Genomic DNA, 26,793 nt, shown 5'->3' with positions numbered 1-26,793 from the left:
TTTTTTTAGCTTCTATTACCTCTTTTGTATTCTCCTAAAACCTTAAAATGTGTCGTCATTAGTTCTAGAATTGATTTTGCTTTTTCATAGTGTTTGTATTTTTCAAAAGTCACATCCACAAAAAAAGAATACTGGAAAGGCGTTTCTATAATCGGCATCGACTGGATTTTCGTCAGGTTCAGCTTGCAATTGTTCATCACGTTTAAAATTGTCGCTAGGCTTCCAGGCGTATCATCCAATTCAAATTTTATAGAAGCTTTGTTGATTTCTTCTTTAGGCAGGACTTTGTTTTGCGTTTTCAAGATTACAAACCGCGTCTTGTTGCTTTTTATCGTATGGATTCCGGAAGCCAAAATGTCTAACCCGAACATTTCTGCTGCAATTGGGCTTGCTACTGCCGCAATTTCCTTTAGTTGTTTTTCTTGAATTCTTTGGGCTGTTTCTGCCGTATCGCCGCTTTCTACTAATTTTATATGCGGATATTTTTTAAAAAACTCACCACACTGCAATAAGGCAATTGGATGCGAATGCACTTCTTTGATGTCTTCTATTTTTTGGCCTTTCAGCACCATCAGGTTCATGTGAATGTCCAGATAATGTTCTCCAATAATGTGAAGATTGTTCCTATCAATCAAGGCATAGTTAGGTATAATCGAGCCTGCTATCGAATTTTCTAAAGCCATAATTGCTTTCTGGGTTTTGTTTCCTACCAAGCTTGTCACCAAAGCATCGAACGACATGCATTCGTCCAATTCCAATGTTTCATTGAAATATTCTTTAGCGACTTGGTGATGGAACGAGCCTCTGATTCCTTGAATTGCAATTTTTGTTTCCATAAGTTTAGGCAAAAAAAAATCCCGATTTGCATCGGGATTTCTATATTGATTTTTAAATATAATTCTATTTACATAACAACACGACAATCCCGTTTCTGTTTCCAGAAATAAAAAGAATTGCTAAAATAAAAACGGTTGTTTTGCATTTTTTGTTTTGTTATTCGGCTAAAGTAGAAAAATTTGTTTTACGCTTTACATAAAACAGTCGTTTTTTAGGAATATTTTTAACTACAACGTTTGAATTGTCGATTAATTTACTTGCTATGCAATTCGGATAACATATATACGTTTTAATTATTCATTTTATTACTTTTGTTCAAAATCAAAAATCATGTCAATCGAAGTTACTTCCATCTCAAAAAATTACGGAAACCAGAAAGCCTTGGATAATATTTCCTTTTCTATCCAAAAAGGCGAAATTGTCGGTTTTTTAGGACCTAATGGTGCTGGAAAATCTACGCTGATGAAAATCCTGACCACTTTTATCACTGCTGATGAAGGTAAGGCTTCGGTAAACGGAAATGATGTTTCAAGTGCTCAGAAAGAAGTACAAAAATCGGTTGGCTATTTGCCAGAGCACAATCCGTTATATCTTGATTTGTATGTACGTGAATATTTAGCTTTTAATGCTGATGTTTATAAAGTGGCAAAATCCAGAATTGAAGAAGTGATTGCAATGACCGGATTGACTCCTGAAAGCCATAAAAAAATAGGACAATTGTCTAAAGGATACCGCCAGCGCGTGGGCTTGGCAACTGCCTTGCTTCACAATCCGGATGTCTTGATTTTGGACGAACCCACAACAGGTCTTGATCCGAATCAGTTGGTAGAAATCCGAGAATTGATCAAAAATATAGGGAAAGACAAAACGGTTTTTCTATCTACACATATCATGCAGGAAGTGGAAGCGATTTGCGACCGTGTAATCATTATCAACCACGGAAAGATCGTCACTGATAAAAAATTAAATAACCTGAAAGATGAAAAAGAACAGGTTATAGAGGTTGAATTTGATCACAAAGTAGAAGAACAGTTGTTGAGAACAATTCCGAATCTGGTTGCTCTGACCAACACAAATGATAAGATTTGGGAATTGACTTTCTCCACCTCTAAAGACATGCGTCCTGCTATCTTTGATTTTGCTCATGATAATGGATTAAAAACATTACAGCTGAACCTGAAGAACAAAAATCTAGAAGCTATTTTTAGAGACGTTACCAAAGAATAGGTCAAGGATAAACCAAATGACCTTGGTATAATTGCGTAACTTCGATAATCGGAGGCACATTTTTCAAGACAACATTTCCTGTACTGTAAATGGTTCCTGAAATTTTATTTATCGGATTTATGATCATATTATTTGAGCTTCTATGAAAAAAAGAAACTTCTTTAGCTCTTAAGTCTGAACCGTCAAATCTTGCATCGCCATCATAAAAGGCTACATTCAAAGCATCAGTGAATCCTGAAATAGCAAAATAGGACGATTTATTGTCTTCTATATTTAGGTTGACACAGTTGACCTCAAGTTCAAAGGTTCCCGAAGCTGTGTTTCCAAACATTCCAGATTGTAATGACAGGTTCGGAAAACTTAATACGCCATCTGATTTTACTCCAAATTGGGAAGAAGAATATACATTTATCAATGTGGGAGTCGTGACATACACTTTTGTCGTATTGTAATCTCTGACCCAATTGCATCCGTTTGAATTTCGGAGAAAAAGTTCATTATTCGAAACTTCGGCCGTAATGCCACTTATTAGGTTTTCACCTGTTCTTACAACTACTTTCGTTTCCGTTCCTTGTTTTATGATCAATTCGATTCCTTCAGAAATATTAATTTTCTTAAAATCTTCAACGCTAAATTCTTTTTCAATCGGTGAGCCATATGTCTGGAAACAGTCGCTTGCGTTCTCTGAATCGCATGATAAAAATGCTATTATAAATAGGAAGAATATTGTTTTAAGCATTTTTGTTTTCATTGCGATATAATTTTATAAACGGACTCCTATTCCAAATTCAAGAGCTTCCGCTTTTGCTGCATGAGTCTTTAAGGCAACTCCCATAAAAATCTCGTCCATAAGATAATACTTAAGTCCCAATCTTTGATAAATTGGAGGCAGATAATCCAGCGGAGCATAAGCATAATAGCCAAACTGCGTTTCAAGAGAAAGCCTATTGACAAAAAGCTCATGCCCGATAAAGACTCCTGCCTTTCGATAATCCGTATCAGGGCTTATCGTAGAGCCTGGCGCATGGGATAGCTGCCACACCGATCCTTTTAAATATTTCATCATAAAAAACTCCGCACCGATATGGATGGCGCTTTTTCGATTCAGCCTTTTATCTGCATAGGCAGAAAATACATAAAACGGATATTGTCCGCTTCCTACCAAATCACTTTCATTAAATCCTGTCCTAAAAGCAAGATTATATCGTATCGGTTCCGTAAACTTAATAGAATCTTTATTCGGTATATAATTTAAGGATTCTTTGCTATCAAAATTATAAACAGCTCCAATATTTAGAGCTACTGTATTTGTCCCTTTATTAGGAGATCTCAAATTCGCATTCGAATGATGAAAGAATGTAACTCCCGCTTGAAGTCCTAATCCATTCCAAATTCTTTCTTTCTTATAGTTCAGCATAAAATAAGTCGCCGGCATCCAATGCGTTCCATAAGCCAAGTTTTCCGGATTGGTATTTACATCGTATGGATTTGTATTGTACGCAACTCCTTGTGCAATTCTCAGCATCAAATTCCTTTTGAAAAAATAAAAATTATAATGCCCGTACAATCCATAAAAATAACCTAGCTCTTCATTTTTCATATTTTGATATTCAAACGAAAGGCCATAATCTGGGTAATTATAACGAGACTGCCATGCTTTTTCGCCGTATGTTTTTCTGTTGATACTAATAAGAAATCCTTCCGGACTATGGTCTGTAAATTGCGATATTTCTTCGGTATGATTTAAAATTTTTCCGTAGAAATTATTAATATCAAAAGTATATCTGCTGTTGTTTTCCTGTGAAAAGCTCAACACGGGCAAAAGACAAATCAGAAAAAGAAATTTGTTCATTCTGTTATAATTTATTTATAATCTTACACCGACACCAAATTCTACTGCTTCGGCTTTTGCAGCATGTGTTTTTAATGTCATTGATGTGAAAATGGTATTGCTAATATAATATTTCAAGCCAATTCTCTGGTAAAATGGGCCTAAGTAATCAAATGGGGAATAAACGTAATAGCCAACCTGAGCTTCCACGGATAAATCATTTATAAAAAGTTCGTGCCCGATGTAAAGTCCTATTCTTCTATAATCTGTATTGGAATCTACGTGTTCGTTTGGATACGCGACTGATTTAAATTTGATATATTCTTCGAGATATTTCATTATGAAAAAATCGGCTCCGAATTGGATAGCGCTTTTTCTGGAAAGACGTTTGTCGGCATAAGCAGATAGCACATAAAAAGGGAATGTCCCGCTTCCGATAATATCGCTTTCATTAAATCCGGTTCGGAAGGCAATATTGAATTTGATCGGCTGTCTATAATTTATAATCGTATCATAAACTCTTGTATATCGCTGATTTTGTTCGCTTTTTTCAAAAGAATAATTAACTCCCAGATTCATAGCCAAGGTATTCGTACTTGTATTTGGCGATGCTAGGTTTGCATTTGAATGATGAAAAAAGCTAATCCCGGCTTGAATGCCGATATTCTTGAATAGATTTTCTTTTTTATAATTCAGCAATAAATAGGTTGAAGGCATCCAATTTGAACCGTATGCCAAATTGCGAAAGTTGGTATCTCTGTCATAAGGATTTGTGTTATAAGCAATTCCTTGACCTACTCGGAACATCAGATTTCGGTTAAAAAAATAGAAGCTATAATGACCATACAATCCGTATAAGTCTCCTAAAGTTTTATTTTTGGTATTCTCATAGTGAAAGGAAGCACCATAATCCGGGAAGTTATATGCCGACTGCCATTCTTTTTCTCCAAACGTTTTTTTATTGAAACTGATTAAGATACCCTCGGGATGTTCTGTAATCAAATGCCTGATCGTATTGTTGTGAGGCAAAATATTACCGTAGAAATAATTAGCATCAATCGTAAATTTTCCGTTCTGCTCTTGCGAGAAAGCGAGGGTTGAAATGAGGAGAATTAGAAAATTAAGTTTTTTTGGCAACACTATTTGTTTCGGATTAGCATTGCCAAAAATAACTAATAAAAGTAAGCTTACAAGCTTATGTTAAAAAACCTCTCTTGCGATTGCCTTGATATTCTCCGCTTTTCCCATAGAATAATAGTGGAGAACAGGAATTCCTTCTTTGATTAGCTCCTTGCTTTGGTTGATGCACCATTCAATTCCTATTTGTTTTACAGCTTCTGAATCGCTGGCACGAACAATAGACATGATCAGTTCATCAGGAATATCAACCTTAAAACGGTGCGGTACCAAGTTCAATTGTTTTTTTGTAGAAATCGGCTTTAGTCCCGGAATAATTGGAACCGTAATGCCTTCTTTTCTGCATTTTGCGACAAAATCGAAAAACTTTTTATTGTCAAAAAACATCTGCGTAATAATATAGGAAGCTCCATTCTTTATTTTTTGTTTCAAGAAATAAATATCGCTGTCCAAGCTGGGTGCTTCCATGTGTTTTTCTGGATAGCCAGCCACTCCGATGCAGAAGTTGGTTGCAGAAGAATTCTGCAATTCGTCATCTAAATAAATTCCATTATTCAGATTTGAAATCTGCGTAACCAATTCTGTAGCATAATGGTTTCCTTCTTTTTCAGGCTTGAAATAGGTCTCATTTTTAACGGCGTCGCCGCGCAAAGCCACTACATTTTGGATTCCGAGAAAATCCAAATCAATCAAGAAGTTTTCGGTATCTTCTTTCGTAAAACCACCACAAAGAATATGCGGAATCGCATCAACTTGGTATTTGTTTTGAATTGCCGAACAAATACCGACCGTTCCAGGACGTTTTTTGACAATCTTTTTCTCTAACAAACCGCTAGGCAGTTCTTTGTATTCGTATTCTTCACGATGGTAGGTCACATCAATAAACGGTGGATTGAATTCCATCAAAGGATCAATACTGTCAAAAATGGATTGGATATTTTGGCCTTTTAATGGAGGCAATATTTCAAAGGAAAATAAAGATTTCCCGTTCGCTTTTTCTATATGTTCGGTTACTTTCATCAATTTATAATTTAGGATTTAGGATTTTTGATTTAGGTGAGCTAAAATCAAAAATCCTAAATCAGACATCCAAAATTTCTCTAATCTGCAATATTTGGGTTAAGCCATTTTTCGGCATATTCATACGAAACGTTTCGGCGTTTGGCATAATCTTCGACTTGGTCTTTCTTGATTTTTCCAAGACCGAAATACTTGCTCTCCGGATTTCCGAAATAATATCCAGAAACCGAAGAAGCTGGCCACATGGCCATACTTTCGGTCAAGGTTACGCCTATCTCTTCTTCAACATTTAATAATTTCCAAATCGTAGGTTTTTCTAAATGGTCAGGGCAAGCCGGATATCCGGGTGCAGGGCGTATTCCTTTGTAGCTTTCTTTGATTAATTCTTCATTACTTAAAACCTCATCCGAAGCGTAGCCCCATATTTCTTTTCTGATTTTCTCGTGCAAATATTCCGCAAAAGCCTCAGCAAAACGATCTCCTAAAGCTTTAACCATGATCGAATTATAATCATCGAGATTTTTCTCAAATTCAGCTGCTTTTTCATCTACCCCGAAACCTGTCGTTACGCAAAAAGCGCCCATATAATCAGTCTTTCCAGAATCCTTCGGTGCAATAAAATCGGCTAATGCAATGTTTGGAGCTCCTTTTGTTTTTGCCGATTGCTGTCTTAGGGTCAAGAAAGTCTGCAGGTGTTTTCCGCTTTCATCAAATAATTCGATATCGTCGTCATTAATTTGGTTCGCTGGAAAAATCCCATAGATTCCTTTCGCTTCGAGCCAGCTTTCTGACAACATCTGCTTTAGCATTTTTTGAGCATCGGAAAATAAAATAGTAGCTTGTTCCCCTACTATCTCATCCGTCAAAATATTTGGATATTTCCCATGCAAATCCCAAGTTCTGAAAAAAGGCGTCCAGTCGATATAATCAACTAATTCGTCCAGCTTTATTTCGATGGTTTTTGCCCCAATAAAATTAGGTTTAGCTGGAGAGAAATTGTCCCAATCCAGTTTTAATTTATTTTTTCTGGCTTCTTCAATATCTAGGAAATTTTTGTCGCGGCTTCTGTTCAGATAGCCTTCACGCAATTCGTCATATTCTGAACGAAGGCTTTTGAAATATTCTTGGTTGGTATTTTTATTGATTAGATTCCCAGCAACCGTAACCGCTCGCGATGCATCGTTTACATGGACAACGGTTTCTCTGTATTCAGGAGCAATTTTCACGGCCGTATGCGCGCGCGAAGTTGTCGCTCCACCAATCATGATTGGAATATTGATATTTAATTTGTCCATCTGTTTTGCCAAATAGACCATTTCATCCAAGGAAGGCGTAATTAGGCCGCTTAGGCCAATAATATCTACTTTTTCTTCAATGGCAGTCTGGATGATTTTTTCTGGCGGCACCATGACACCAAGGTCGATAATTTCATAATTATTACATCCCAGAACCACCGCTACGATATTTTTTCCAATATCATGAACGTCGCCCTTAACTGTTGCCATCAGTACTTTTCCAGCAGAACTTGAAGTCCCGTCTTTTTCAGCTTCTATATAAGGTAGCAGATACGCAACTGCTTTTTTCATAACTCTTGCTGATTTGACTACTTGGGGCAGGAACATTTTTCCGCTTCCGAATAAATCTCCAACGACATTCATTCCGGCCATCAAATTGATTTCAATGACCTCGATCGGTTTTGCTGCAAGCTGTCTTGCTTCTTCGATATCGGCCTCAATAAATTCATCAATCCCTCTCACTAAAGCATGCGTAAGCCTCTCCTGAATTAGAAGCGAGCGCCATTCTTGGGCTTGTTTTTCTGTTACTTCTTTGGTATCGCCTTTTATGTTTTCGGCAAAAGATAAAAGCCTTTCCGTTGCATCATCTCTTCTGTCAAGCAAGACATCTTCGACATGCTCTAATAAATCTTTTGGTATCTGGTCGTAAATTTCCAGCATTTCTGGGTTTACGATTCCCATCGTCATTCCGTTATTTACGGCATGGTATAAAAAGGCAGAATGCATGGCTTCGCGAACACGGTCATTTCCTCGAAAAGAAAAAGAAACATTACTCACGCCTCCACTGACACTTGCATACTGAAGATTCTCTTTGATCCATTTTGTAGCTCGGAAAAAATCTACAGCGTTTTGACGGTGTTCTTCCATACCTGTCGCCACGGGAAAAATATTAGGATCGAAAATGATATCTTCTGCTGGAAAACCGACTTGGTCTACTAAAACATCGTAGGAACGCTTGCAGATTTCAATCCTTCTCTCGTAAGTATCGGCTTGACCGACTTCATCAAAGGCCATTATGATTACTGCAGCTCCATACTTTTTTATCAATTTTGCCTGACGGATAAAATTGTCTTCACCTTCTTTTAAACTGATCGAATTGACGACGCTTTTTCCTTGTGCGACTTTCAAGCCTGCTTCGATGATTTCCCATTTGGAACTATCAATCATCACAGGAACTCGAGAAATATCGGGTTCTGCAGCAATCAGGTTCAGGAAAGTCGTCATGGCATGAACACCATCAAGCATTCCTTCATCCATATTGATATCGATGATTTGGGCACCGCCTTCTACTTGGGCTCTGGCAATATCTAAAGCTTCTTCGTACTTTTCTTCTTTTATGAGACGCAAGAATTTTCGAGAACCGGTAACGTTTGTCCGTTCGCCCACGTTCACAAAAATACTTTCGGGAGTTATGATTAAAGGCTCAAGGCCTGATAATTTTAGGTGTTTCTTACAATCAACATCTGCCATTTTCTGTTTTTCTTTAGCTGTAGTTTTTAAACTGGTTCTACAATTCTTGGTGCATATTCTTTTGCGGCTTCTGCAATCAGGCGGATGTGTTCTGGATTAGTACCACAGCATCCTCCTATTATATTGATAAGATTATCTTGGAGATATTCCCGAATCAAAGCCTGCATTTCTTCTGGAGTCTGGTCGTATTGTCCAAAAGCATTCGGCAATCCTGCATTGGGATGGGCTGAAATATTAAACGACGTATTGTGTGACAATCTCTGCAAGTAAGGCTTCAATTGGTCGGCACCCAAAGCACAGTTAAATCCGACACTTAATAAAGGAATATGCGAGATTGAAATCAGAAAGGCTTCGACTGTTTGGCCTGAAAGTGTCCTTCCAGAAGCATCTGTAATTGTTCCAGAAACCATAATCGGAATATCAAGATTTCTTTCTTCTTTGACTTCTTCGATAGCAAATAAGGCCGCTTTGGCATTTAGAGTATCGAAGATCGTTTCTACCAACAAGATGTCTGAGCCTCCGTCAATCAATGCTTCGACTTGTTGTTTGTAGGCGATTCTCAAATCATCAAAAGTAACGGCTCTATACCCTGGGTCGTTTACATCGGGTGACATACTGGCTGTCCTGTTCGTCGGACCGATAGAGCCTGCAACAAAACGAGGCTTGCTTGGGTCTTTTTTAGTAAACTCATCGGCTACTTCGCGAGCTAGTTTTGCCGATTCGTAGTTTAATTCATAGACGAGATCTTCGAGATGATAATCCGCCATGCCAATTGTAGTTCCTGAAAATGTATTGGTTTCGACAATATCTGCGCCTGCTTCAAAATACTGACGGTGTACATCGCGAATGGCTTGGGGCTGGGTCAATGACAATAAATCATTATTTCCTTTCAGAGGATGTGGAAAATCTTTAAATCTTTCGCCACGGAAATCTTCTTCAGAGAAATTGTAGCGCTGAAGCATTGTTCCCATTGCTCCGTCGAGAACAAGGATTCTTTCTTTAATAGCTTTGTGTATGTCTGACATTTTTTCGATACTAATGGTTATGCAACGATTCTGTTGAATCCAAAAGTTCATTATTTTTCAGAAAGCAGGAAATGGAGTATTGAAAAAACCAAGGCCATTTGCTTCTTAAAAATTAAATATCAATATGTTGTCAGGAAAAGGGAGAGAAAACCAAGGTTTTTCTGTGTGTTATCTATCCACTTTCGTGGTAGAATGTAGCACCTTCTTTAAAGCTTAAAGGGTTGCTAAGGCTTCACCGGGTCTAATCCCTCTGCCTTTCGTGATAACTGTCAATATTTGTATGAACACTGCAAAGTAATGCAATATGTTTGGTTTTTGCAATAGCCGAAAGGAAATTATACTGCTAACTTCAAATCTTGCTTTTCTGCAATTTGGATGATTTTCTTAAGTAGGGTTTCAGAAACAGCTTCTTTTTTTATTGGATTTATGAAGAAAAATTCTTTTCCGAATTTCTTCAGGCTAGCATTTATAGATGCATTAAAATCCGCAGGAAGCTTTTCTATGACTGGATTCGTGCTGATAACATCGAAGTCGTTTTGCAATAATTCGAAATATTCAGAAAGCAAATCGTCGGTTTCGGTGGTATCGACAGCGATAAGATTTTCAAGTTCATTTTCTTGAACAAAACTGATGATATCTTCTACCTTAAAGGGAATTGCAAACTGAATAAAATTGGCTTCCCAAGCATTTTTTACAGTTGGTTTTTCAAAAAAAGCTACTGTAGAATTGGTTATTATCGGCAATCTTAATTCAAATTTTCTATTTTCCAAAGGTGCTTTTTGGCTGGCAAGTATTTGGTTTATCAAAGAACTTCCGACGGTTTCTATTCCGAAAAGAATAATATTTATTTTTTTAACTGACATGATTTTGAGGCTTTAGGTTTAAAAAGAGCTGCTTTTGACTGGCAATCAAAAGCAGCCTTTTCAACAAACAAACAAATAAAACAAACTAAACAATTTTGTGATTTATGCTTTATGCGGCATAATTATATTCTTTGTACAAAATTAATTCGACCGGAGTTGTATTGACCAAGTTGTCATAAACCGGACTTTTTTGCTGTACTAATTTTAACCATTTTTGGAGCACTTGCAGCGAAGCATCAGTCGTTGGTTTCAGTACAATTTCAATTTTGCTGAAACCGACTCTTTCTTCTTGGCTTATGGTTCCCGTGATTTCTACCTGTAGCGATTTTAGGTTTATGCCCAATTCTTCGGCTACTTTTTGGCTAACCGCATTGACGCATCCTGCAAAACCGGCAAGGATATATTCAAACGGACTAGGTCCTTCGAGTTCTGGAAATTTTTTATTGTTGCTGATTCTTACATCAGAATTCTGTGTCTTTACAACGAATTGTTCGTTATTTCTGGAGTATCCTAAAACATTTATTGCTTTCATAATTTTTTTATTGAGATTGATAATTATTTGATAAAAAACAAAAAGTCCTTTTGGCTGGCTTACCAAAAGGACTTTACACTTGAATATAAACAGAGATTAAGTCGTTCGCTTTTGGCAATGGAGTTTGAGGTGGCAATAAATCCACATATGTTTTTTACAGCAAATCATCATTGTCGTGTTCATCTTTTTTAATTTTTTGTTCCTCCTCAAAAATTCGAGGAGGAGGATTGAAATTTATTTGAGTTAGTTAATAAGAATTTCAATCGTATCTTTTATAAATTTTGTTTTGTTCCAAAAAAAAACCTCTGCGAAATGCAGAGGTTTTTTTGCTTTATATTTTAAGAAATTTAAAATTTGGCAATAGTACGCTCTGCGGAATTTTTCCAGATCTTACAGTACATATGACAAATAATAGTTTTCATTTTTATTTCTTTTTGATGATGCAAACTTGAGAACTATTTTTCAATTAGCAATACAAAGAAACAAACTTTAACATTTATTTTATTTTTCTACATAAAAAAACCCGCTGTTCACAAAGCGGGTTTTTAAAATATAAACTACTAGTAATTAGTTCTTTACGATTTTTGTTGTTCCTGATCCAGAATCAGTTTGAACATTTAAGAAATACAATCCTGTAGTCAAATCAGAAATGTTGATTTGAGTTTCAGAAACACCATTTGTATTAATATTTCTAACTACACGTCCGTTCAAATCTGTAATTTGAATAGCATTGATTGCCATGTTGTTTTTGCTAGCCAAGTTTACCAAGCCGTTTGATGGATTTGGATAAACAGCAAAATTAGCAGCAAAGAAATCGTTTGTACTTAATGTTCTGTCAACAGAAAAAGTATCAATTCCGATAATATCAGAATTTGCACCTGCAGCACCTCCATTATTTACGAAATATCTGAATGCAAATTTAACTGCAGTTGGAGCTGCTAAACCACTTACTGTGAAAGTATACTGTGTCCATGTTTTTGGATAAACAAATCCAGCTACTAAAGTTGGGTTAACTGTAACACCAACAGTTGTAAATGAACCTACATTTGTAGCTCCTCCAGTAGGTGTTGTATGTGTAGTTGCAGAACTCATTCTAAGCTCTAATCTATCCGGATAATCTTCCGTTCCATCTGTTCCTTTTCTTGTGTAGAAACTTACTATATCACCATTTTGTACTGTTATAACCGGAGTTATTAACCAGTTGCTGATGTTTCCAGATCCAGAAGCAGCTCCTGTTACTGGATTTATAGTTCCTGTACTTGTAAAGTTAACAAGTGCAAATGAATTTGTACCTCCTGCATGTCCAACTGGAGAATCACTTCCAAAGATTGGGTCTTCAAGTGGTCCTTCATAATCAGCATTTGTCCATAAAGTTGTCGTAGCTGGAGTACTCTGATTCGTTCTTATCCAACCTGCTGCATCTAATGATTCTGTAGTACCATCAAAACCATAAGAGAAAACATTTTGTGCATTTGCTGCAGACAAAGCTGTCAGCATAAAAAGAGAAAGTAAAGTTTTTTTCATAATAAATTAAAAAGTTAATACGCCGGCAAATATAGATGCTTTTTAATTTGTTTTGTAATAAAATACTCCATTTAACAATTTTTCAAATAAAAAACACCTATATACAGTTAGATTTAACGTTAAATCACAAACAGAACAAACCACTTATTAAAACTATCACTTGGTTGGATTTTTATAACATCGAAAACAACTGATTAAGCTTGCTTTTTATAAAAATAACCTGAAAATGATTCACTACACGAAGCAAGAGTGTTTCATAGTAGCTCGCAATTTACAAAAGGCATGCGGAAGTTCTGTATGGAAAAGTTTTTTCTGCATGGAATTACTAAAGTTAAGTATAGAATTTTATAAATTCAAACGAAAAAAAAATTTCTATACGGCATCTAATAGAATCCATCAGCAATTGTAAAATTCTTAAGAAGCCTTAAACCTTGTGCCAATCGAGATACATACGGTCATATTAAAGGGTGATAAAATCGAGAGATTTCAACAATAGCTCTTGCTTCAACTAAAAAACCCACTCCTAAAAGAAGTGGGTTTGATTTTTTATAAAACTGCTATGATTTAGCTTCTTATAATTTTTGTAGTCCCTGAGCCCGAATCGGTTTGGACATTTAAAAAATACATTCCGGCAGTCAGGTCTGATATATTGATTTGAGTTTCTGAAACGCTGTTTGCATTAATATTTCTAACAACGCGTCCGTTCAAATCTGTAATTTGTATAGTATTAATGGCAACATTATTTTTGCTAGCCAAATTTACCAAACCAGTTGACGGATTTGGATACATTGAGAAATTGTTCGAAAAGAAATCATCTGTACTCAAAGCTCTATCAATAGATAAAGCATCGACTCCAATGATATTTGAATTTGCACCATCTGGGCCACCATTTGTAACAAAATATCTAAACGCCAATTTACATGGTACAACTCCTGTTAAGCCTGATACGGTATAAGAATATTGTGTCCAAGTGAAAGGGTAACCTGTCGGCGTCAGAGTAGGGTTAATTGTTAACGCCAAGGTAGTAAAGTCGCCAAGACCTGCAGATCCGCCTGTTGGATTTACTGTAGCTGCACCATTTGTACTAAGTCTTAATTCCAAACGGTCAGCGTAAACTGTACCTACGCCTGTTCCGCCTGCTCTACTGTAAAATGTCACTACATCACCATTCTGCAAGCTAACCACAGGAGTTATTAACCAGTTACTAATTGTACCTGTACCACCAGTTGTACTATTAAAGTTACATAAAGTGAAGGAAGTTGCAGCACCATTGTATGCGCCAGTAGCGAAAGCCGTTCCGCCTCCTTGAGCCCAAGTTGAGGCTCCGGCAGGTGTACTCTGATTTGTAGAAGTCCATCCAGCTGTCGCCAAATTGGCGTAGGTATCAAAATTTTCAGTAAACAGGTTTTGAGCTTGGCTTAGTGTTGAAGCCAATAAAAACAAAGAAAGTAAAGTTTTTTTCATAATTTTTTAATTAAAACGTTATACATAATTTAAATTCAATCATCATAACTCAAATATAATCAATTTCATTAACACATTTTAAAAATTAATAAAAAAAATCTGTCTTCTCACTTTCTTCCTTTCTGGCATAACTCCTTTGTCAATTAAATATGCTTTCATACATTTGCAGTCAAAATCGAGAAGAGGAAAAATTTGTACTGATTGCAACCTCTGATACTAAACAAATAGAGTATCATAAAAATGCTAAAGCAGAAAACTCTCCTTTAGCCTTCTCTGCAATTTTTCCGATTCCTAAAAATTTAAAAATATGGCTTATTTATTTACGTCAGAGTCTGTGAGTGAAGGACATCCAGATAAAATTGCGGATCAAATTTCAGATGCATTAATCGATAACTTTTTGGCTTTTGACGCCGATTCAAAAGTTGCTTGTGAAACTTTGGTTACAACTGGACAGGTAATTCTGGCGGGAGAAGTTAAATCAAAAACATATCTAGACGTTCAGCAAATTGCACGCGATGTCATCAAAAAAATTGGCTATACCAAAAGCGAATATATGTTCGAGGCTAATTCGTGTGGTGTCTTATCTGCTATCCACGAACAATCGCAAGACATTAACCAAGGTGTAGATAGAGCCAGTAAAGAAGATCAAGGTGCTGGTGACCAAGGAATGATGTTCGGTTATGCAACTAATGAAACTGAAGATTTTATGCCTTTGGCGTTGAATCTTTCTCATAAATTATTGCAAGAATTAGCGGTTTTGCGTCGTGAAAACAACGAGATCAAATATCTTCGCCCGGATGCAAAATCACAAGTAACATTAGAATACGACGACAACAACAAGCCTGTAAGGATTGATGCTATCGTAATTTCTACACAGCATGATGATTTTGACGAGGAAGCGAAAATGCTTGAAAAAATCAAAAAAGATTTGGTAGAAATCTTGATTCCAAGAATTATCAAAAATAATCCGCAGTATGCGCATTTGTTCAATGATAAAATCCAATACCATATCAATCCTACTGGAAAATTCGTAATTGGAGGCCCACATGGCGATACAGGATTAACTGGAAGGAAAATTATTGTTGATACATATGGTGGAAAAGGAGCTCACGGTGGTGGTGCTTTTTCTGGAAAGGATCCGAGCAAGGTAGACCGAAGTGCGGCTTACGCTACCCGTCACATTGCCAAAAATCTAGTTGCAGCTGGCGTTGCTGAAGAAATTTTGGTTCAGGTTTCGTATGCGATTGGTGTTGCAAAACCAATGGGAATCTACATCAATACGTACGGTACTTCTAAAGTAAATCTTACAGATGGAGAGATTGCTAAAAAAGTAGAAGAGCTTTTCGATATGAGACCTTATTTTATCGAGCAAAGATTAAAACTGAGAAACCCAATTTATAGTGAAACTGCGGCTTACGGCCACATGGGAAGAAAACCTGAAACCGTAACCAAAACTTTTAAAACGCCAAATGGTGAAGAGAAAACAGTTACTGTTGAATTGTTTACTTGGGAGAAATTAGATTTCGTTGATAAAGTAAAAACAGCTTTCGGATTATAAATCCTGCTGTTTTAGACATAAAAAAACCATCCGTTATTGGATGGTTTTTTATTTTTAGTAAGTTCCGTTTTTCATTTTCTCTAAGACGGATTGTAAATCTGCTTTAGTCTCATCTCCCATATCTTGAGAGAATTTCAAGGCTTGTTCTTGTGTAGCGATTGCTTTTTGCTTTTCGCCATTTTTATAATAAAGCTGCGCTAAAGTGTCTAGATAATACGGATTATTTTTTTCAATTCTTAAGCTAGATTCCGACCATTGGATTGCTTTTTTGATCGACTCTGGGTTTTTAGCCTTTTGAACCACAAACCAAGCAGCTTCGTTAGAGGCATTTGAGAAAGAGTTTTTAAAACTGCTCCAATCGTTATAGGTCTGGTATCCTTTTCCTGGAGTGCTGTACATTTCATCTAAAATTTCGATTTCGTTTTGGCGTCCTTTAAAGGTCTTTTTATAGAAGGCATCATATTCTTCTATAAACTGACTCTCTTTATTCGTAGATTCTGCAAAACCCTGAAGTACTCTTAGGTACTCGATAGTTGCGTTATAATCATCTGATTTTTTTTCTACTGTTTTTTTATAAACAGCCATCATCCTATTTTGATATTCATCGGTCGTTTTCTCCGAAAGTTGCGAGATACCATTAGAAATAGCTGTCGGAAGCTGCGTTTCTATTGTTGAAGCATAGTCGCCATAATAATCAACCATTTCTCCTTGGCCAGAAGCTGTTTTTTGTTCTTGCAGGATAGCATCATAATGTTTCAAAAGATAGTCAATTGCCTTGAAATTAGTCTCGTCAAATGGTCTTCCTTCATTAAATAGACTATAATAAAATCCGCTATTTTGAATTTCTGCTAAAGCAACTTTTACAAAATCCATGTCGGGCGCTGCATCTTTTGAATGGCTGTCGACTATCCTGCTCCAAGCAGCAAGCAGTTTCTTTTTGTCAAAATCTACTTTTGTATAAACGGCTTCGTTTTGGTCATAATAAGCTGGATAAGCGGCAACGGTATCGACTGCAACTTCTGCGACTTCAACCGGAACTTCTTCTTCAACTACTTTTTCAGCAGGAACGGCTACAGCTGTTGTTACCATTGGCGGACTAATAGCCCATGCTGAATTATTTTCTGAAAGCGGCACCATTTTTTTTACGATTTCGGAATCTTTGGTCTTCTTTGAATTCAAAGCCTTATTTAGGTCGATCTTAGCTTTAACTAATTTCAGCTGGTCGCCGATCGAGCTGTAATACACACTAAAAAGGGGCTCGTTTTTAGAAAGACTTCCTTTTATCTGTCCTAAGATAGTTCCGTCGGCATCCATAATAATTGTCGATGGATTATCGGTAATCTTATTTTTAGACGCCCAAGATTTGTCTTTTGCAGTAGCTAGGTAATAATTGTATTTATCATAATCGGCATTGTATTCATAGGAATAGCCTCCTATAGCATATTGCTGGTTCTGGATAAATGCGTCGAATGCTGTTTTCGCATTTTTATCATCAGGCTCATAAGAAACTACTAGAAATTTCTGTGGAGTTTTCTTAGTGGCTTCTAGGGCTTTTTGTAGATTGTCTTGCACTACCAATTTAAAATCTGATGCTACCATCGCTGTAGTGTCAGCAGCAAGACCATATAAGTCAGCTTTCCCCGGATAGGTCCAGTTGGCCTCTTTTTTAGTCTCCAAAGGCTTTACTTGCGATTCTACAGCTTTTGGTTTCCTGCTTTCTGGGACAAAAGTTATCGGGCTCTTTTTGTTTTTTTCGGAAACAACCAATTCGTTTTTTTCATTAAGATAGCCTTGAAGTTTTATTTGTCCTAAGTAGTTAGCATTGTATTCAATTTCTATTTTATTTGTACCTCTTGGCAAGGCATATTTATACAATGTGGTTTCGCCATTATAATCTTCTTTAGCCAAATAAAAATAGTCTGATTTGTTAATTTCGAAATTCAGTTCGGTTTCGTCAAAATTCATCTCGCCTCCCAAATCCGAAATGCTTTTGTATGTAGGCTCAGAATTACCTGTCTGGGTTCCGATATGTAGTCCTGAATAATAAGAAGAAACACCTTTAAGATTTACTTTTACTTTTCCTAAACTCGGATTAGAATCAGACGAAAATGCGACCGAAAAATCGGATCCTTCAGAATGATTGTTATTTAGGTGTAGCGTATCGTTCTTAATTTCATAATTCCCATAAAAAACAACAAGCTCGTACTGATTGTTTTCATGCAGGTTCAGCTTGATATCCTGTCCATAGGAATTTGAAATATAGGTCGTCTTTTCAATCTTATTTTGAGCATAGGAAATTGCAGAAAGAAACAGCAGCAATCCAACAGAATACTTCTTCATATTGTGGCTTTTTAGGTTATTTATCTGACAAATGTAACTTATTTTTCAGCAAATAATTCAAAAAACAAAAGCCGTCTTGAATAGTATTCAGCCAAGCTATAGGCAGGATTAAGAAGCAACTAACCAAAAACGCCTTAACCGTTGAGCAAATAGCTTGGCTGAAAATCTCAAATTTTCCTTCTCTATAAATTATATTTCAATGACAGTATCAAATATCTCGGCTGTATCCTGTATTGCGAAGTTGTAGTTCGATATTGATTAAAACTGTCGTCATTCAGGGTTTTGGTAACTAACAGGTTTGTCGCGCTTATTTTATACTCAAATTTGCTGTCTTTCTTTTGGTAAATTAGGCTTGCGTCTAGAAAATCATATTCGTTTTCTACAGTCTTGCTGCTGTTGTAATAATGATAGAACTCGTACTCGGCTACAAAAGAAAAGCTGTCTAGGAAATAATAATCCAATTTAGCAAAAGGCTTGTCGGTATAGAATTTTGAGCCGGCATAGTCGTTCACCATAAAATTATAGCCTATTTCCAGATTTGGGAGCGACTTGTAGTTGGTTGCAGCTTTCAGAGTATAATTCTGCATAAAACTTTCTTGTGTTCTTACGCTTCCGTTTTGGATGTTGTTGAATTTCGACCAGTTTAGGCCCACTCCGGCAGAGGCTTTATAATCTCTAAGAAACGAACGTCCATAAGCTCCATTAGCATTAATCGTCTCGTCAGCCAAGTTAGAATTATAAGGCGTCAATGTTTGGTTTACATTTTCAAAAACAATTCTGCTTTTTACGGCATCGGTTGCTTTGCTATAGGAAATGTTGGCAAATATATTTTCAAAATTATACATGTTATACTTGAAATATCTCAAGGAATGTATCTGTGAAGTTGAATTTTCAAGAAATCGGTTTCCGTTGTATAAGCTGCTATATCCAGAAAGCACATTCCCCATTGCTAGATTGTTGATATCAGTAAAAGTATTGGTCAAAGCAAAATTATAGGTCAGTGTTTCCGACTTTTTAATTTGGTACAAGGCGTAAAAATCTGGCAATAATTTAAAGAAATCTTGCTTGTAGCTTGTTCCTAATTGCTCGTTATTCATTTGGTAAGAATGCAGGCTAAATCCAGGCGTAAAGGTAAATTTGCCCGTCAGGAACTTATAATGCAATCCGATAAAAGCATCGTTAAAATCATACCTTACTTTATTATTGTTTTCTGGAGCTTCAAGGTCATTTCTCGTCCCATTGTCTAAAATCTGGAAAATGCTCGAGTTAAAATTCTGGTGCGAATTTGTATTTCCTAACGTAACATTAATGTTGCTTTTTGGCGTAAGCATATAGTAATAATCTAACTTGGCATCGAGCTTATTTGTTTTTACGAATCGGCTTTGGCTTAAATCATTCCTATTTTGGTTTTCTACATATCCTGACAAGGCGAAAGGCTGGTTGAGCAGATTTGCATTATAGAAAGGGTCTTCGTCTTGATATAAATGCTGCGCCTCGAAAGCAAAAACATTTTTGTCGTCCAACGTATAATAGAGGCTTGCATTTTGGTTTATCGATGTCGGATTTTGCTTTTTAGTCGTATAAATATCTTCTGCAGTCGTAATATCGTTAACGGTATATTCTCGAAGCAAATTGTTATTCTCATCTTGTTTCGACTGTTTCATCAAAACATCGTAATCAAACTGCAACTTTGTATTTGGCTTGTAGCTCGAGCTGAACTTAAACAATCCGAGATTGCTTTTTTGGTGGGCGATTTCTTCGTTTTGCTGTCTTACTCCAGTCTCTAGAATTGTGCTTCTCGATTTCGTTTCCAAGTCCGTTTCCGATGAAGAAAGGATTGCAAAACCGCTCAAGCTCCATTCTTTAGTAACATTGTAAGAGAAATTCGTGGCTCCAAACTGTGTCTCGATTTCCTTCGCGCGATTATTTCTGAGCATCGCAATTCCTAAGTCGTTCGACGAAACACTGAAAGAGCTTCCTCCTTTTTGCATCATGCCTCTAAAGCCTCCTGTGAACTTAAAATAATCCTGTATGGTCAAAGGCAGTTCTCCGATATTATTAAAATTAGCAATCACGTTGATGCTGTATTTCGGATTATAGTAGAACAATTTCGGATTTACGACATACCGACTATCTTCATGCCCGACTCCAATTCCGGCGTTCATGTCCCCAAACCAAAAGTTCTTTTTGCCGTCTTTCAGCTTGATATTCATCGCGACGTTTTCTTCGTTGTTTTCGAGACCTTTCAGAGCACCAACTTCATTGTAATTTCTCAATACCTGAACTTTATCGACAGCATCGGCTGGAATATTTTTTACTCCTAATTTAGTATCACCATCAAAAAAGTCCTTTCCTTCTACCATTAATTTTTGGACTTTTTTTCCTTCAACCTCTATCTCACCATCTGCATTTACCTCAACACCTGGAAGCTTTTTCAATACATCTTCTAATTTTCTTTCTGTTCCGGTCTTAAAGGAATCGGCATTATAAACAATCGTATCTCCTTTGATTGAAACGGGCATTTCGTGCACGATCTCAACTTGGTCCAAATCTACTCCTTCTTGTAAAACTATAGTCTGAATCATATTTTCTGATTCCGTCACAAGATCAATTTCCTTAGCTTGATAGCCAATATAGCTGACCTTTATTTTGTAGGTCGCATTCGGCTTCAGCGACAATAGAAATTTTCCTTTGTCATTCGTAATCGCATAAGAATCCATTGCCTTTGTATTTTGGTTTACAGCCATGACGTTTGCCATTTCCAAACCAACAGCATTTGAATCGGTTATAAGGCCTTCAAATCGTATATTTTGGGAATAACTATAAAGGGACAAGAAAAAAAATGCGAGAAAAAGTATCTTTTTCATTTGAGATAAGTTGTTGGGTGTAAAACTAGTAATTAATTGCCGATCCTGATCTGAATATTTCCTTTGGAATCCTTCATCTGTTCCATCTGTTTTTCGATTAGTATATCATATTCCTTCTTCGTTACTTTTTTCCCGCTTTTTGGCACTTTGATCGTTATTTTATCCTTTGGATTCAATATGATTTTAGAGCACAATACTACAGTTCTTGCATCACTTACTTCCATGATCAACCCAGGAAGTCCCCAATATTCGCCGGGTCCTTGGCTAATCGGAATTTCTGGCGTATACCAAACGGTTATTGTTCTTTCCTTAGGCTCACTTACAGTAAATAGTTGCGTTGTGCCCTCGCTTTTTTTCTTTTTCATTTTTTCATACTCCTCCATATCTTCCTTGGTAACAGGAATTACGGATACGGCTTTGTAGCAGGTATAATTGCCTATTTTTTTTGTCTCGTTCAACAGTTGCCAATTCCAGTTAGGCAGCGAATCGGTAATTAGGAATTCTTTTCCGAAGAAATCTTCTTCAGAAAGCATCATCTTGCTCTTTATATTTTTATAGATTTTTCCATCGCTTGCCGATGCAGTTTTGATAACCACTCCTCCTGAAGACGCACCTGGAGCTTCTAGCTTTTGAGGTTCTTCGTAAATAGATTCGGTCTTATTAAAATTCAGCACATAGGTTTTTTCAAAAGCTTTTTTCATTTTTTCTGCAAACATGGCTTTCATGTCTGGAGTCATGTTCGGGCCATCAATTTTTATATCGTCTTTGATTATTGTTTTTGACTCATAAGTCGCCTGTCCTTGGAAATCTTGGGCTTTCATTAAACTTGCCGAAAACACCGTTACCATAAACGCTAATGTAACTGTTGACTTTATCATTTTATTTGTTTTTTATGTTAGTAATGGTACAAATTAAACGACAAGAAATCTCTTTTTCAGTTAACCAACGTTAACGATTGTTAACGGCATTTTTTCAATGGAATTTGTTTATACTTTTGAAAAATGAAATCAAAGAATTACAAATACATTTTATTTTTTATTTCGATAACTATCCTTGCCACAATTGGTTTGCAGATTTATTGGAATATAAAAAACTATGCTGAAAACAAACGACGGCTGATTAATGATGTGCAGATTGCGTTTGACAACAGCGTCGAGCATTATTATGCCGAAGATGTAAAAAGTGATTACATGACTTTTATTGGCAACGCTACCTTTAAAGACCCGCATTTTGTGGATAATGTTATTTCTGATTCTGTGTTTATCAATAGTTTTAAGGAGAAGAAAAAAGCAGCCCCGACAAAAGAAAGAATAGCGGTCGGAACATTTACTGAAGACAAATCGCCTAAAACGACTACGTTTATTACGATCAAGAATCCGTCTGAAAAGACGAACAAACGAATCTTAAAAGGTTTTCCAGATAGTATGTCTAGTGAGAAAACACTATCTTCAAAGAAAAAAGGAACTCAATTTCAAATAAATACTGACGTTAGCCTGCCTCATAAAACTGAAATAAAAGTCTTGAGCGGAAAACGAGCCATGGACAGTGTTTCAAAAATCCAGAATTTCACCAACAAGATTCTTGTTTCTTTGACGCGCGATTCGATACAGTTCGACAAAGTGGGCAATGCTTTAGATAAGGAATTGGCACGAAAAGGCATTCCTATTCGATATGGAATTCAGCATTTGAAAGCAGATACTGTATTTCAGAATTATAAGATTGATAAAAACAGTGATCTTGCTTTGAGTACGATTTCTAATTCTACATTTCTTCCGCAACATCAGAAATTAAAGTTATTATTCTCGAATCCGGTGCTATTAATCGTGAAGCGAAGTATGGTTGAAATTATTCTTTCGTTGCTGCTTTCGCTTTCAATTATCGGCTGTCTTTTGTATTTGCTCAGAACCATCAACAAGCAAAAAAAGGTAGATGAGATCAAAAACGACCTGATCAGCAATATTACTCATGAATTCAAGACACCGATTACGACAGTCGCTACTGCTATTGAAGGCATTCGGAATTTTAATGACGTAAATGATCCCGAAAAGACGAAGCGTTATCTTGATATTTCAAACCAGCAATTAAAAAAATTAGAAGTGATGGTCGAGAAACTTTTGGAAACGGCTTCGCTGGATACGGACAAGCTTTTGCTTCATAAAGAATCTGTAAATATTGTTTCTGCCATCAAGACACTTATCGAAAAGCATAAAATGATCAGCCCAGACAAGACGATTTCTTTCGATACCAACATGGAGCAGCTAATTATAAATATCGATCCTTTCCATTTTGAAAATGCTCTTTCGAATCTCATCGACAATGCTGTCAAATATGGCGGTACTACTATAAATCTTCACTTGAACTATGTTCAAAACAATCTGAAAATTACGGTCGAAGACAACGGCTCTGGAATAGACAAAAGCCAAAAAGAGAAGATTTTCGACAAGTTTTACAGGATTCCTAAAGGAAATACTCATGACGTGAAAGGTTTCGGTATCGGGCTCTATTATTCCAAAAAGATTGTTGAGAAACATGGAGGAACATTAGAATTGCTTCCCAATCAAGAACTGACCGTATTCAAAATAAAACTATCCGATGTCTAGCAAAACTAAAATAATTCTGGCAGAAGATGAGCCTGCATTGGCCCAGATCATCAAAGAAAGTCTCGAGACCCGAAACTTTGAAGTTGTCTTGTGCAAAAACGGCGAAGAAGCTTTTGATGCCTATACTAAAGAAAAACCGGAACTTTTGGTCTTGGATGTCATGATGCCCAAAAAAGACGGATTTACGCTAGCGAAAGAAATTCGCAAGCTGGACAAAAAAACGCCGATTGTTTTTCTTACCGCAAAATCGCAAACGCAAGATGTTGTGGACGGATTTCAACTCGGCGGTAATGATTACTTAAAAAAACCTTTCAGCATGGAAGAATTGATTGTCAGGATTCATTCGCTTTTGGGCAGGATTCAGCCTGAAAAGAATGAGGAAGACATTGTAATCGGCAGCTATCTCTTTAATCTGACAAAGCAGACACTGAACCATTCTGGAAACATGCTCTTTCTTACGCATCGCGAAGCTTCGCTTCTTCATCTTTTGGTTGAGAACAAAAATGATATCTTAGACCGTTCCCTTGTTTTGAAAAAAATCTGGGGCGATGATGATTTCTTCAACGGTCGAAGCATGGATGTTTTTATTACAAAATTGAGAAAAAAATTAAGCCTCGACCCTAACATTCAGATTATAAATGTTCGGAGTCAAGGCTATAAATTGATTTTATAATTCTTGGAAGTTTTGCAGGCTAATTTCCGATTCTCATTGTTGGTCTTCCGCCCCCTTTTTGAAACTGCTCCCGCATTTCCTCCATTTTTTTTATGACAATTTCATCGTATTCTTTTTGGGTAACCACTTTGCCTTTTGACGGTGCCTTGATTTCTGCTTTTTCTTTAGAATTGAGTACAATTTTTGAACAAAGAATTACGGTCTTATCATCGCTTACTTCTAAAATTAATCCTGGGAGTCCCCAATAACCTTCTGGCCCTTGGTTGACAGGAATTTCTGGAGCATACCAAGCAGTAATGTTGATTTCTTTCGGAATTTCGAAATCATCCATAAAATTAGTTTTCTTTTCTTTTTCCGCTGGTTTCTCTTTTTTAGCTTCTTCTTTCTTAGGCCTAAAATTCCTAAAATCCGACTGACTCACGGGTTTTAACGCCGTTGCCTTATAGCAGGTATAGCCTCCGATTTGTTTGGTCTCGCCTTCCAATTTCCACTCTAGTTTTGGCAATGAATCTTTTACTAAAAATTCCTTTCCCATAAATTCTTTATCAACAGCAAATGTTTTCTCCTTTACATTTTTATAATAAGTACCGCCGCCGCCCATCATGGACGACATCATTCTGAATCCTCCATTATTTTGGCCAGGTGCTTCCAGCTTTTCTTCTTCTTTATAAATAGATGCAGTCTTGTCGAAATTGAGAATAAATGTCTTTTCCAACATTTTTTTCATCCTTTCTTCTATAGACTTCTGCATTTCTGGCGTGATCTCTTTATTACCCGACAGCCTTGACTTCATATCAGCTGTACTTGTTTTAGATTCATAAACCGCCATGCCTTGAAATTGCTGGGTCTGTGAACCTGTCGATGAAGTTCCTTGCAATTTTTGGGCTTGCAAATTGGAAATTGAAACTAAAAAAACTACGGATAAGAGGTATCTTTTCATAAATCAAGAATTTAATATACAAATATGACGGATTTGGACAATATTTGCTACAAAGCTTTTGTTAAATAATTTTTAGCATCAAATAAGCGGATAAGACAACATTTAAATATTTTAATTTAGACACGCATCTGAAAGGATATTCGTAAATTGGCACCTATATGAAGAAACTCATTTTTATACTCTTGGGCTTGATTCCCGTGCTGAGCTTTTCACAGCAGCCAAGTATTATTCCGTTTTTTTCTAATGCAGAAAAATGGGGAAAAGGGTACTATATCGGTAAGGATAATTTTGGCAATTTGTATTCTATTAATGAAAACGAATTTAAAAAGACGAGTCCTACCCAAGTTTTCTTTTATAAAAATGTCTCTTTAGGAAAAATTCATCAAGTTGATTTGCAAAATCCGCTACAGTTGGTCTTGTTTTACAAACAGTTCACTACGGCTGTATTATTAGACAATCAGCTGAATGAAACTGTAAAAATCAATTTTTCGGAACTTTCACAGCCTTTAAATCCAGAAGCTGTGAGCTTGGCTTCTCAAAACAGACTGTGGGTTTATGATATTCTTTCACAAAAACTGGGATTGTTTGATGTCCAGAAAAGTGCTTTTCAATCCATAACGCCACCGTTTAAAGAAAACTTGAAATTTTACCAATCGGATTACAATTATTTTTATTGGATAGACACCAAGCAAAATTTATATGTGTCGAATCTCTTTGGAAAGGTCAATTTTCTTGGGCAAGTTCCAGAATACAGCCAAGCGCAGGTCGTATCGCCAAAGCAGATTTTACTCAAAAACGATAACGGATTGTTTCTCTATAATTTAGAAGACCAGTCCTTATTGCCGATAACTTTAAATGAAAAAAGCTTTATCCGTTTTTCATTTAAAGACCAAATTTTATCTATTTTTACCGAAAACGAAATCAGTCAATATAAAATTACATTACCATAATGCACATAGCAGTAGCAGGGAATATCGGGGCAGGAAAAACAACGCTGACGAGGTTGTTAGCAAAACATTTTAAATGGGAACCGCATTTTGAAGATGTCGTAGACAATCCATACTTGGATGATTTTTACCATCAGATGGAACGTTGGTCGTTTAACCTTCAGATTTATTTCTTGAACAGCCGTTTCAGGCAGGTGCTCCAGATACGCGAAAGCGGCAAGAACATCATCCAAGACCGAACGATTTATGAAGATGCACATATTTTTGCGCCCAACCTTCACGCTATGGGATTGATGACGAATCGTGATTTCAACAATTATAAATCGCTTTTCGAATTGATGGAATCTTTGGTTGAAGGTCCGGATTTGCTGATTTACTTGAGAAGTTCCATTCCGAATTTGGTGAATCAAATCCATAAGAGAGGAAGGGAATATGAAAATTCAATTTCTATCGATTACCTCAGCCGTCTGAATGAAAGATACGAGGCTTGGATCCAAAGCTACACGAATGGAAAGCTTTTAATTATTGATGTAGACAATATCAATTTCGTGGACAACCCAGAGGATTTAGGTGCCATCATTAACAGAATCAATGCCGAGATCAACGGATTGTTTTAAGCTTACGAGACAACATAAAAAAAGCC

21 protein-coding genes and 1 riboswitch are annotated in these 26,793 nt (G+C 36.5%); of the genes, 6 read left to right on the top strand and 15 right to left on the bottom strand.

The window, feature by feature from the left end; translation table 11 throughout:
• Positions 1-5: 5 nt before the first annotated feature.
• Complete coding sequence (locus tag CLV94_RS09370; protein ID WP_121376124.1) at positions 6-836, bottom strand: prephenate dehydratase; 831 nt, start codon at positions 834-836, stop codon at positions 6-8.
• A 331-nt stretch (positions 837-1,167) separates the two neighbouring features.
• Here CLV94_RS09370 and gldA point away from each other — a divergent pair, with 331 nt between their 5' ends.
• Entirely contained in the window at positions 1,168-2,064 is an 897-nt protein-coding gene (gene gldA, locus CLV94_RS09365; protein ID WP_121376123.1) for a gliding motility-associated ABC transporter ATP-binding subunit GldA, read from the top strand.
• Position 2,065: 1 nt separating this feature from the next.
• Here the strand turns inward: gldA and CLV94_RS09360 are convergent, their stop codons facing one another.
• From CLV94_RS09360 to CLV94_RS09315, 10 genes are all read right to left on the bottom strand, one after another.
• Positions 2,066-2,815, bottom strand: coding sequence for a head GIN domain-containing protein (locus tag CLV94_RS09360; protein ID WP_121376122.1), 750 nt, complete (start codon positions 2,813-2,815; stop codon positions 2,066-2,068).
• 12 nt (positions 2,816-2,827) lie between these two features.
• Complete coding sequence (locus CLV94_RS09355; RefSeq protein ID WP_121376121.1) at positions 2,828-3,916, bottom strand: acyloxyacyl hydrolase; 1,089 nt, start codon at positions 3,914-3,916, stop codon at positions 2,828-2,830.
• A gap of 15 nt (positions 3,917-3,931) precedes the next feature.
• Positions 3,932-5,035: an acyloxyacyl hydrolase gene (locus CLV94_RS09350; RefSeq protein WP_317125112.1), complete on the bottom strand. Its 1,104-nt coding sequence runs from the start codon at positions 5,033-5,035 to the stop codon at positions 3,932-3,934.
• Between the two features lie 60 nt (positions 5,036-5,095).
• On the bottom strand, positions 5,096-6,052 hold the full coding sequence (metF, locus tag CLV94_RS09345; protein WP_121376120.1) for a methylenetetrahydrofolate reductase [NAD(P)H]: 957 nt from the start codon (positions 6,050-6,052) through the stop codon (positions 5,096-5,098).
• An 80-nt stretch (positions 6,053-6,132) separates the two neighbouring features.
• On the bottom strand, positions 6,133-8,817 hold the full coding sequence (gene metH / locus CLV94_RS09340; RefSeq protein WP_121376119.1) for a methionine synthase: 2,685 nt from the start codon (positions 8,815-8,817) through the stop codon (positions 6,133-6,135).
• A 26-nt stretch (positions 8,818-8,843) separates the two neighbouring features.
• Positions 8,844-9,842 (bottom strand): homocysteine S-methyltransferase family protein, encoded by a 999-nt coding sequence (locus CLV94_RS09335; protein WP_121376281.1) that lies wholly within the window; start codon positions 9,840-9,842, stop codon positions 8,844-8,846.
• A gap of 165 nt (positions 9,843-10,007) precedes the next feature.
• Positions 10,008-10,111, bottom strand: a riboswitch (SAM riboswitch).
• A gap of 66 nt (positions 10,112-10,177) precedes the next feature.
• On the bottom strand, positions 10,178-10,705 hold the full coding sequence (locus tag CLV94_RS09330; RefSeq protein ID WP_121376118.1) for a hypothetical protein: 528 nt from the start codon (positions 10,703-10,705) through the stop codon (positions 10,178-10,180).
• A 109-nt stretch (positions 10,706-10,814) separates the two neighbouring features.
• Entirely contained in the window at positions 10,815-11,237 is a 423-nt protein-coding gene (locus CLV94_RS09325; protein ID WP_147406610.1) for an OsmC family protein, read from the bottom strand.
• Positions 11,238-11,804: 567 nt separating this feature from the next.
• On the bottom strand, positions 11,805-12,761 hold the full coding sequence (locus CLV94_RS09320) for a T9SS-dependent choice-of-anchor J family protein (RefSeq protein ID WP_121376116.1): 957 nt from the start codon (positions 12,759-12,761) through the stop codon (positions 11,805-11,807).
• Between the two features lie 564 nt (positions 12,762-13,325).
• Entirely contained in the window at positions 13,326-14,225 is a 900-nt protein-coding gene (locus tag CLV94_RS09315) for a T9SS-dependent choice-of-anchor J family protein (RefSeq protein ID WP_121376115.1), read from the bottom strand.
• A gap of 307 nt (positions 14,226-14,532) precedes the next feature.
• On the opposite strand from CLV94_RS09315, the gene metK reads away from it, so the two are divergent.
• A complete protein-coding gene (gene metK / locus CLV94_RS09310; protein ID WP_121376114.1) occupies positions 14,533-15,783 on the top strand; it encodes a methionine adenosyltransferase in 1,251 nt (416 codons plus the stop codon).
• 54 nt (positions 15,784-15,837) lie between these two features.
• Here metK and CLV94_RS09305 read toward each other — a convergent pair whose 3' ends face one another.
• The 3 genes from CLV94_RS09305 to CLV94_RS09295 form a co-directional block, all read right to left on the bottom strand.
• Positions 15,838-18,123, bottom strand: coding sequence for a tetratricopeptide repeat protein (locus CLV94_RS09305; RefSeq protein ID WP_121376113.1), 2,286 nt, complete (start codon positions 18,121-18,123; stop codon positions 15,838-15,840).
• A 182-nt stretch (positions 18,124-18,305) separates the two neighbouring features.
• Positions 18,306-20,990, bottom strand: coding sequence for a carboxypeptidase-like regulatory domain-containing protein (locus CLV94_RS09300; RefSeq protein WP_121376112.1), 2,685 nt, complete (start codon positions 20,988-20,990; stop codon positions 18,306-18,308).
• 32 nt (positions 20,991-21,022) lie between these two features.
• Entirely contained in the window at positions 21,023-21,868 is an 846-nt protein-coding gene (locus CLV94_RS09295) for a GLPGLI family protein (RefSeq protein ID WP_121376111.1), read from the bottom strand.
• Between the two features lie 123 nt (positions 21,869-21,991).
• Here CLV94_RS09295 and CLV94_RS09290 point away from each other — a divergent pair, with 123 nt between their 5' ends.
• Positions 21,992-23,590, top strand: a complete 1,599-nt coding sequence (locus tag CLV94_RS09290; RefSeq protein WP_121376110.1) for a sensor histidine kinase — start codon at positions 21,992-21,994, stop codon at positions 23,588-23,590.
• The gene (locus CLV94_RS09285; RefSeq protein WP_121376109.1) at positions 23,583-24,263 is read left to right on the top strand and encodes a response regulator transcription factor; all 681 of its coding nucleotides are present in this window, start codon (positions 23,583-23,585) and stop codon (positions 24,261-24,263) included. Before CLV94_RS09290 ends, CLV94_RS09285 begins: the two co-directional genes overlap by 8 nt.
• Positions 24,264-24,282: 19 nt before the next feature.
• Here CLV94_RS09285 and CLV94_RS09280 read toward each other — a convergent pair whose 3' ends face one another.
• On the bottom strand, positions 24,283-25,203 hold the full coding sequence (locus CLV94_RS09280) for a GLPGLI family protein (protein ID WP_121376108.1): 921 nt from the start codon (positions 25,201-25,203) through the stop codon (positions 24,283-24,285).
• A 158-nt stretch (positions 25,204-25,361) separates the two neighbouring features.
• On the opposite strand from CLV94_RS09280, the gene CLV94_RS09275 reads away from it, so the two are divergent.
• Both CLV94_RS09275 and CLV94_RS09270 read left to right on the top strand, forming a co-directional pair.
• On the top strand, positions 25,362-26,153 hold the full coding sequence (locus CLV94_RS09275; RefSeq protein WP_121376107.1) for a hypothetical protein: 792 nt from the start codon (positions 25,362-25,364) through the stop codon (positions 26,151-26,153).
• Positions 26,153-26,767, top strand: coding sequence for a deoxynucleoside kinase (locus tag CLV94_RS09270; RefSeq protein ID WP_121376106.1), 615 nt, complete (start codon positions 26,153-26,155; stop codon positions 26,765-26,767). Before CLV94_RS09275 ends, CLV94_RS09270 begins: the two co-directional genes overlap by 1 nt.
• The last annotated feature ends 26 nt before the right edge of the window (positions 26,768-26,793 follow it).

This window comes from Flavobacterium endophyticum (assembly GCF_003634455.1).
Classification (GTDB): Bacteria; Bacteroidota; Bacteroidia; order Flavobacteriales; family Flavobacteriaceae; genus Flavobacterium; species Flavobacterium endophyticum.
The sequence above is the reverse complement of the archived record's forward strand: the minus strand, read 5'-3'. Positions and strand labels throughout refer to the sequence as shown.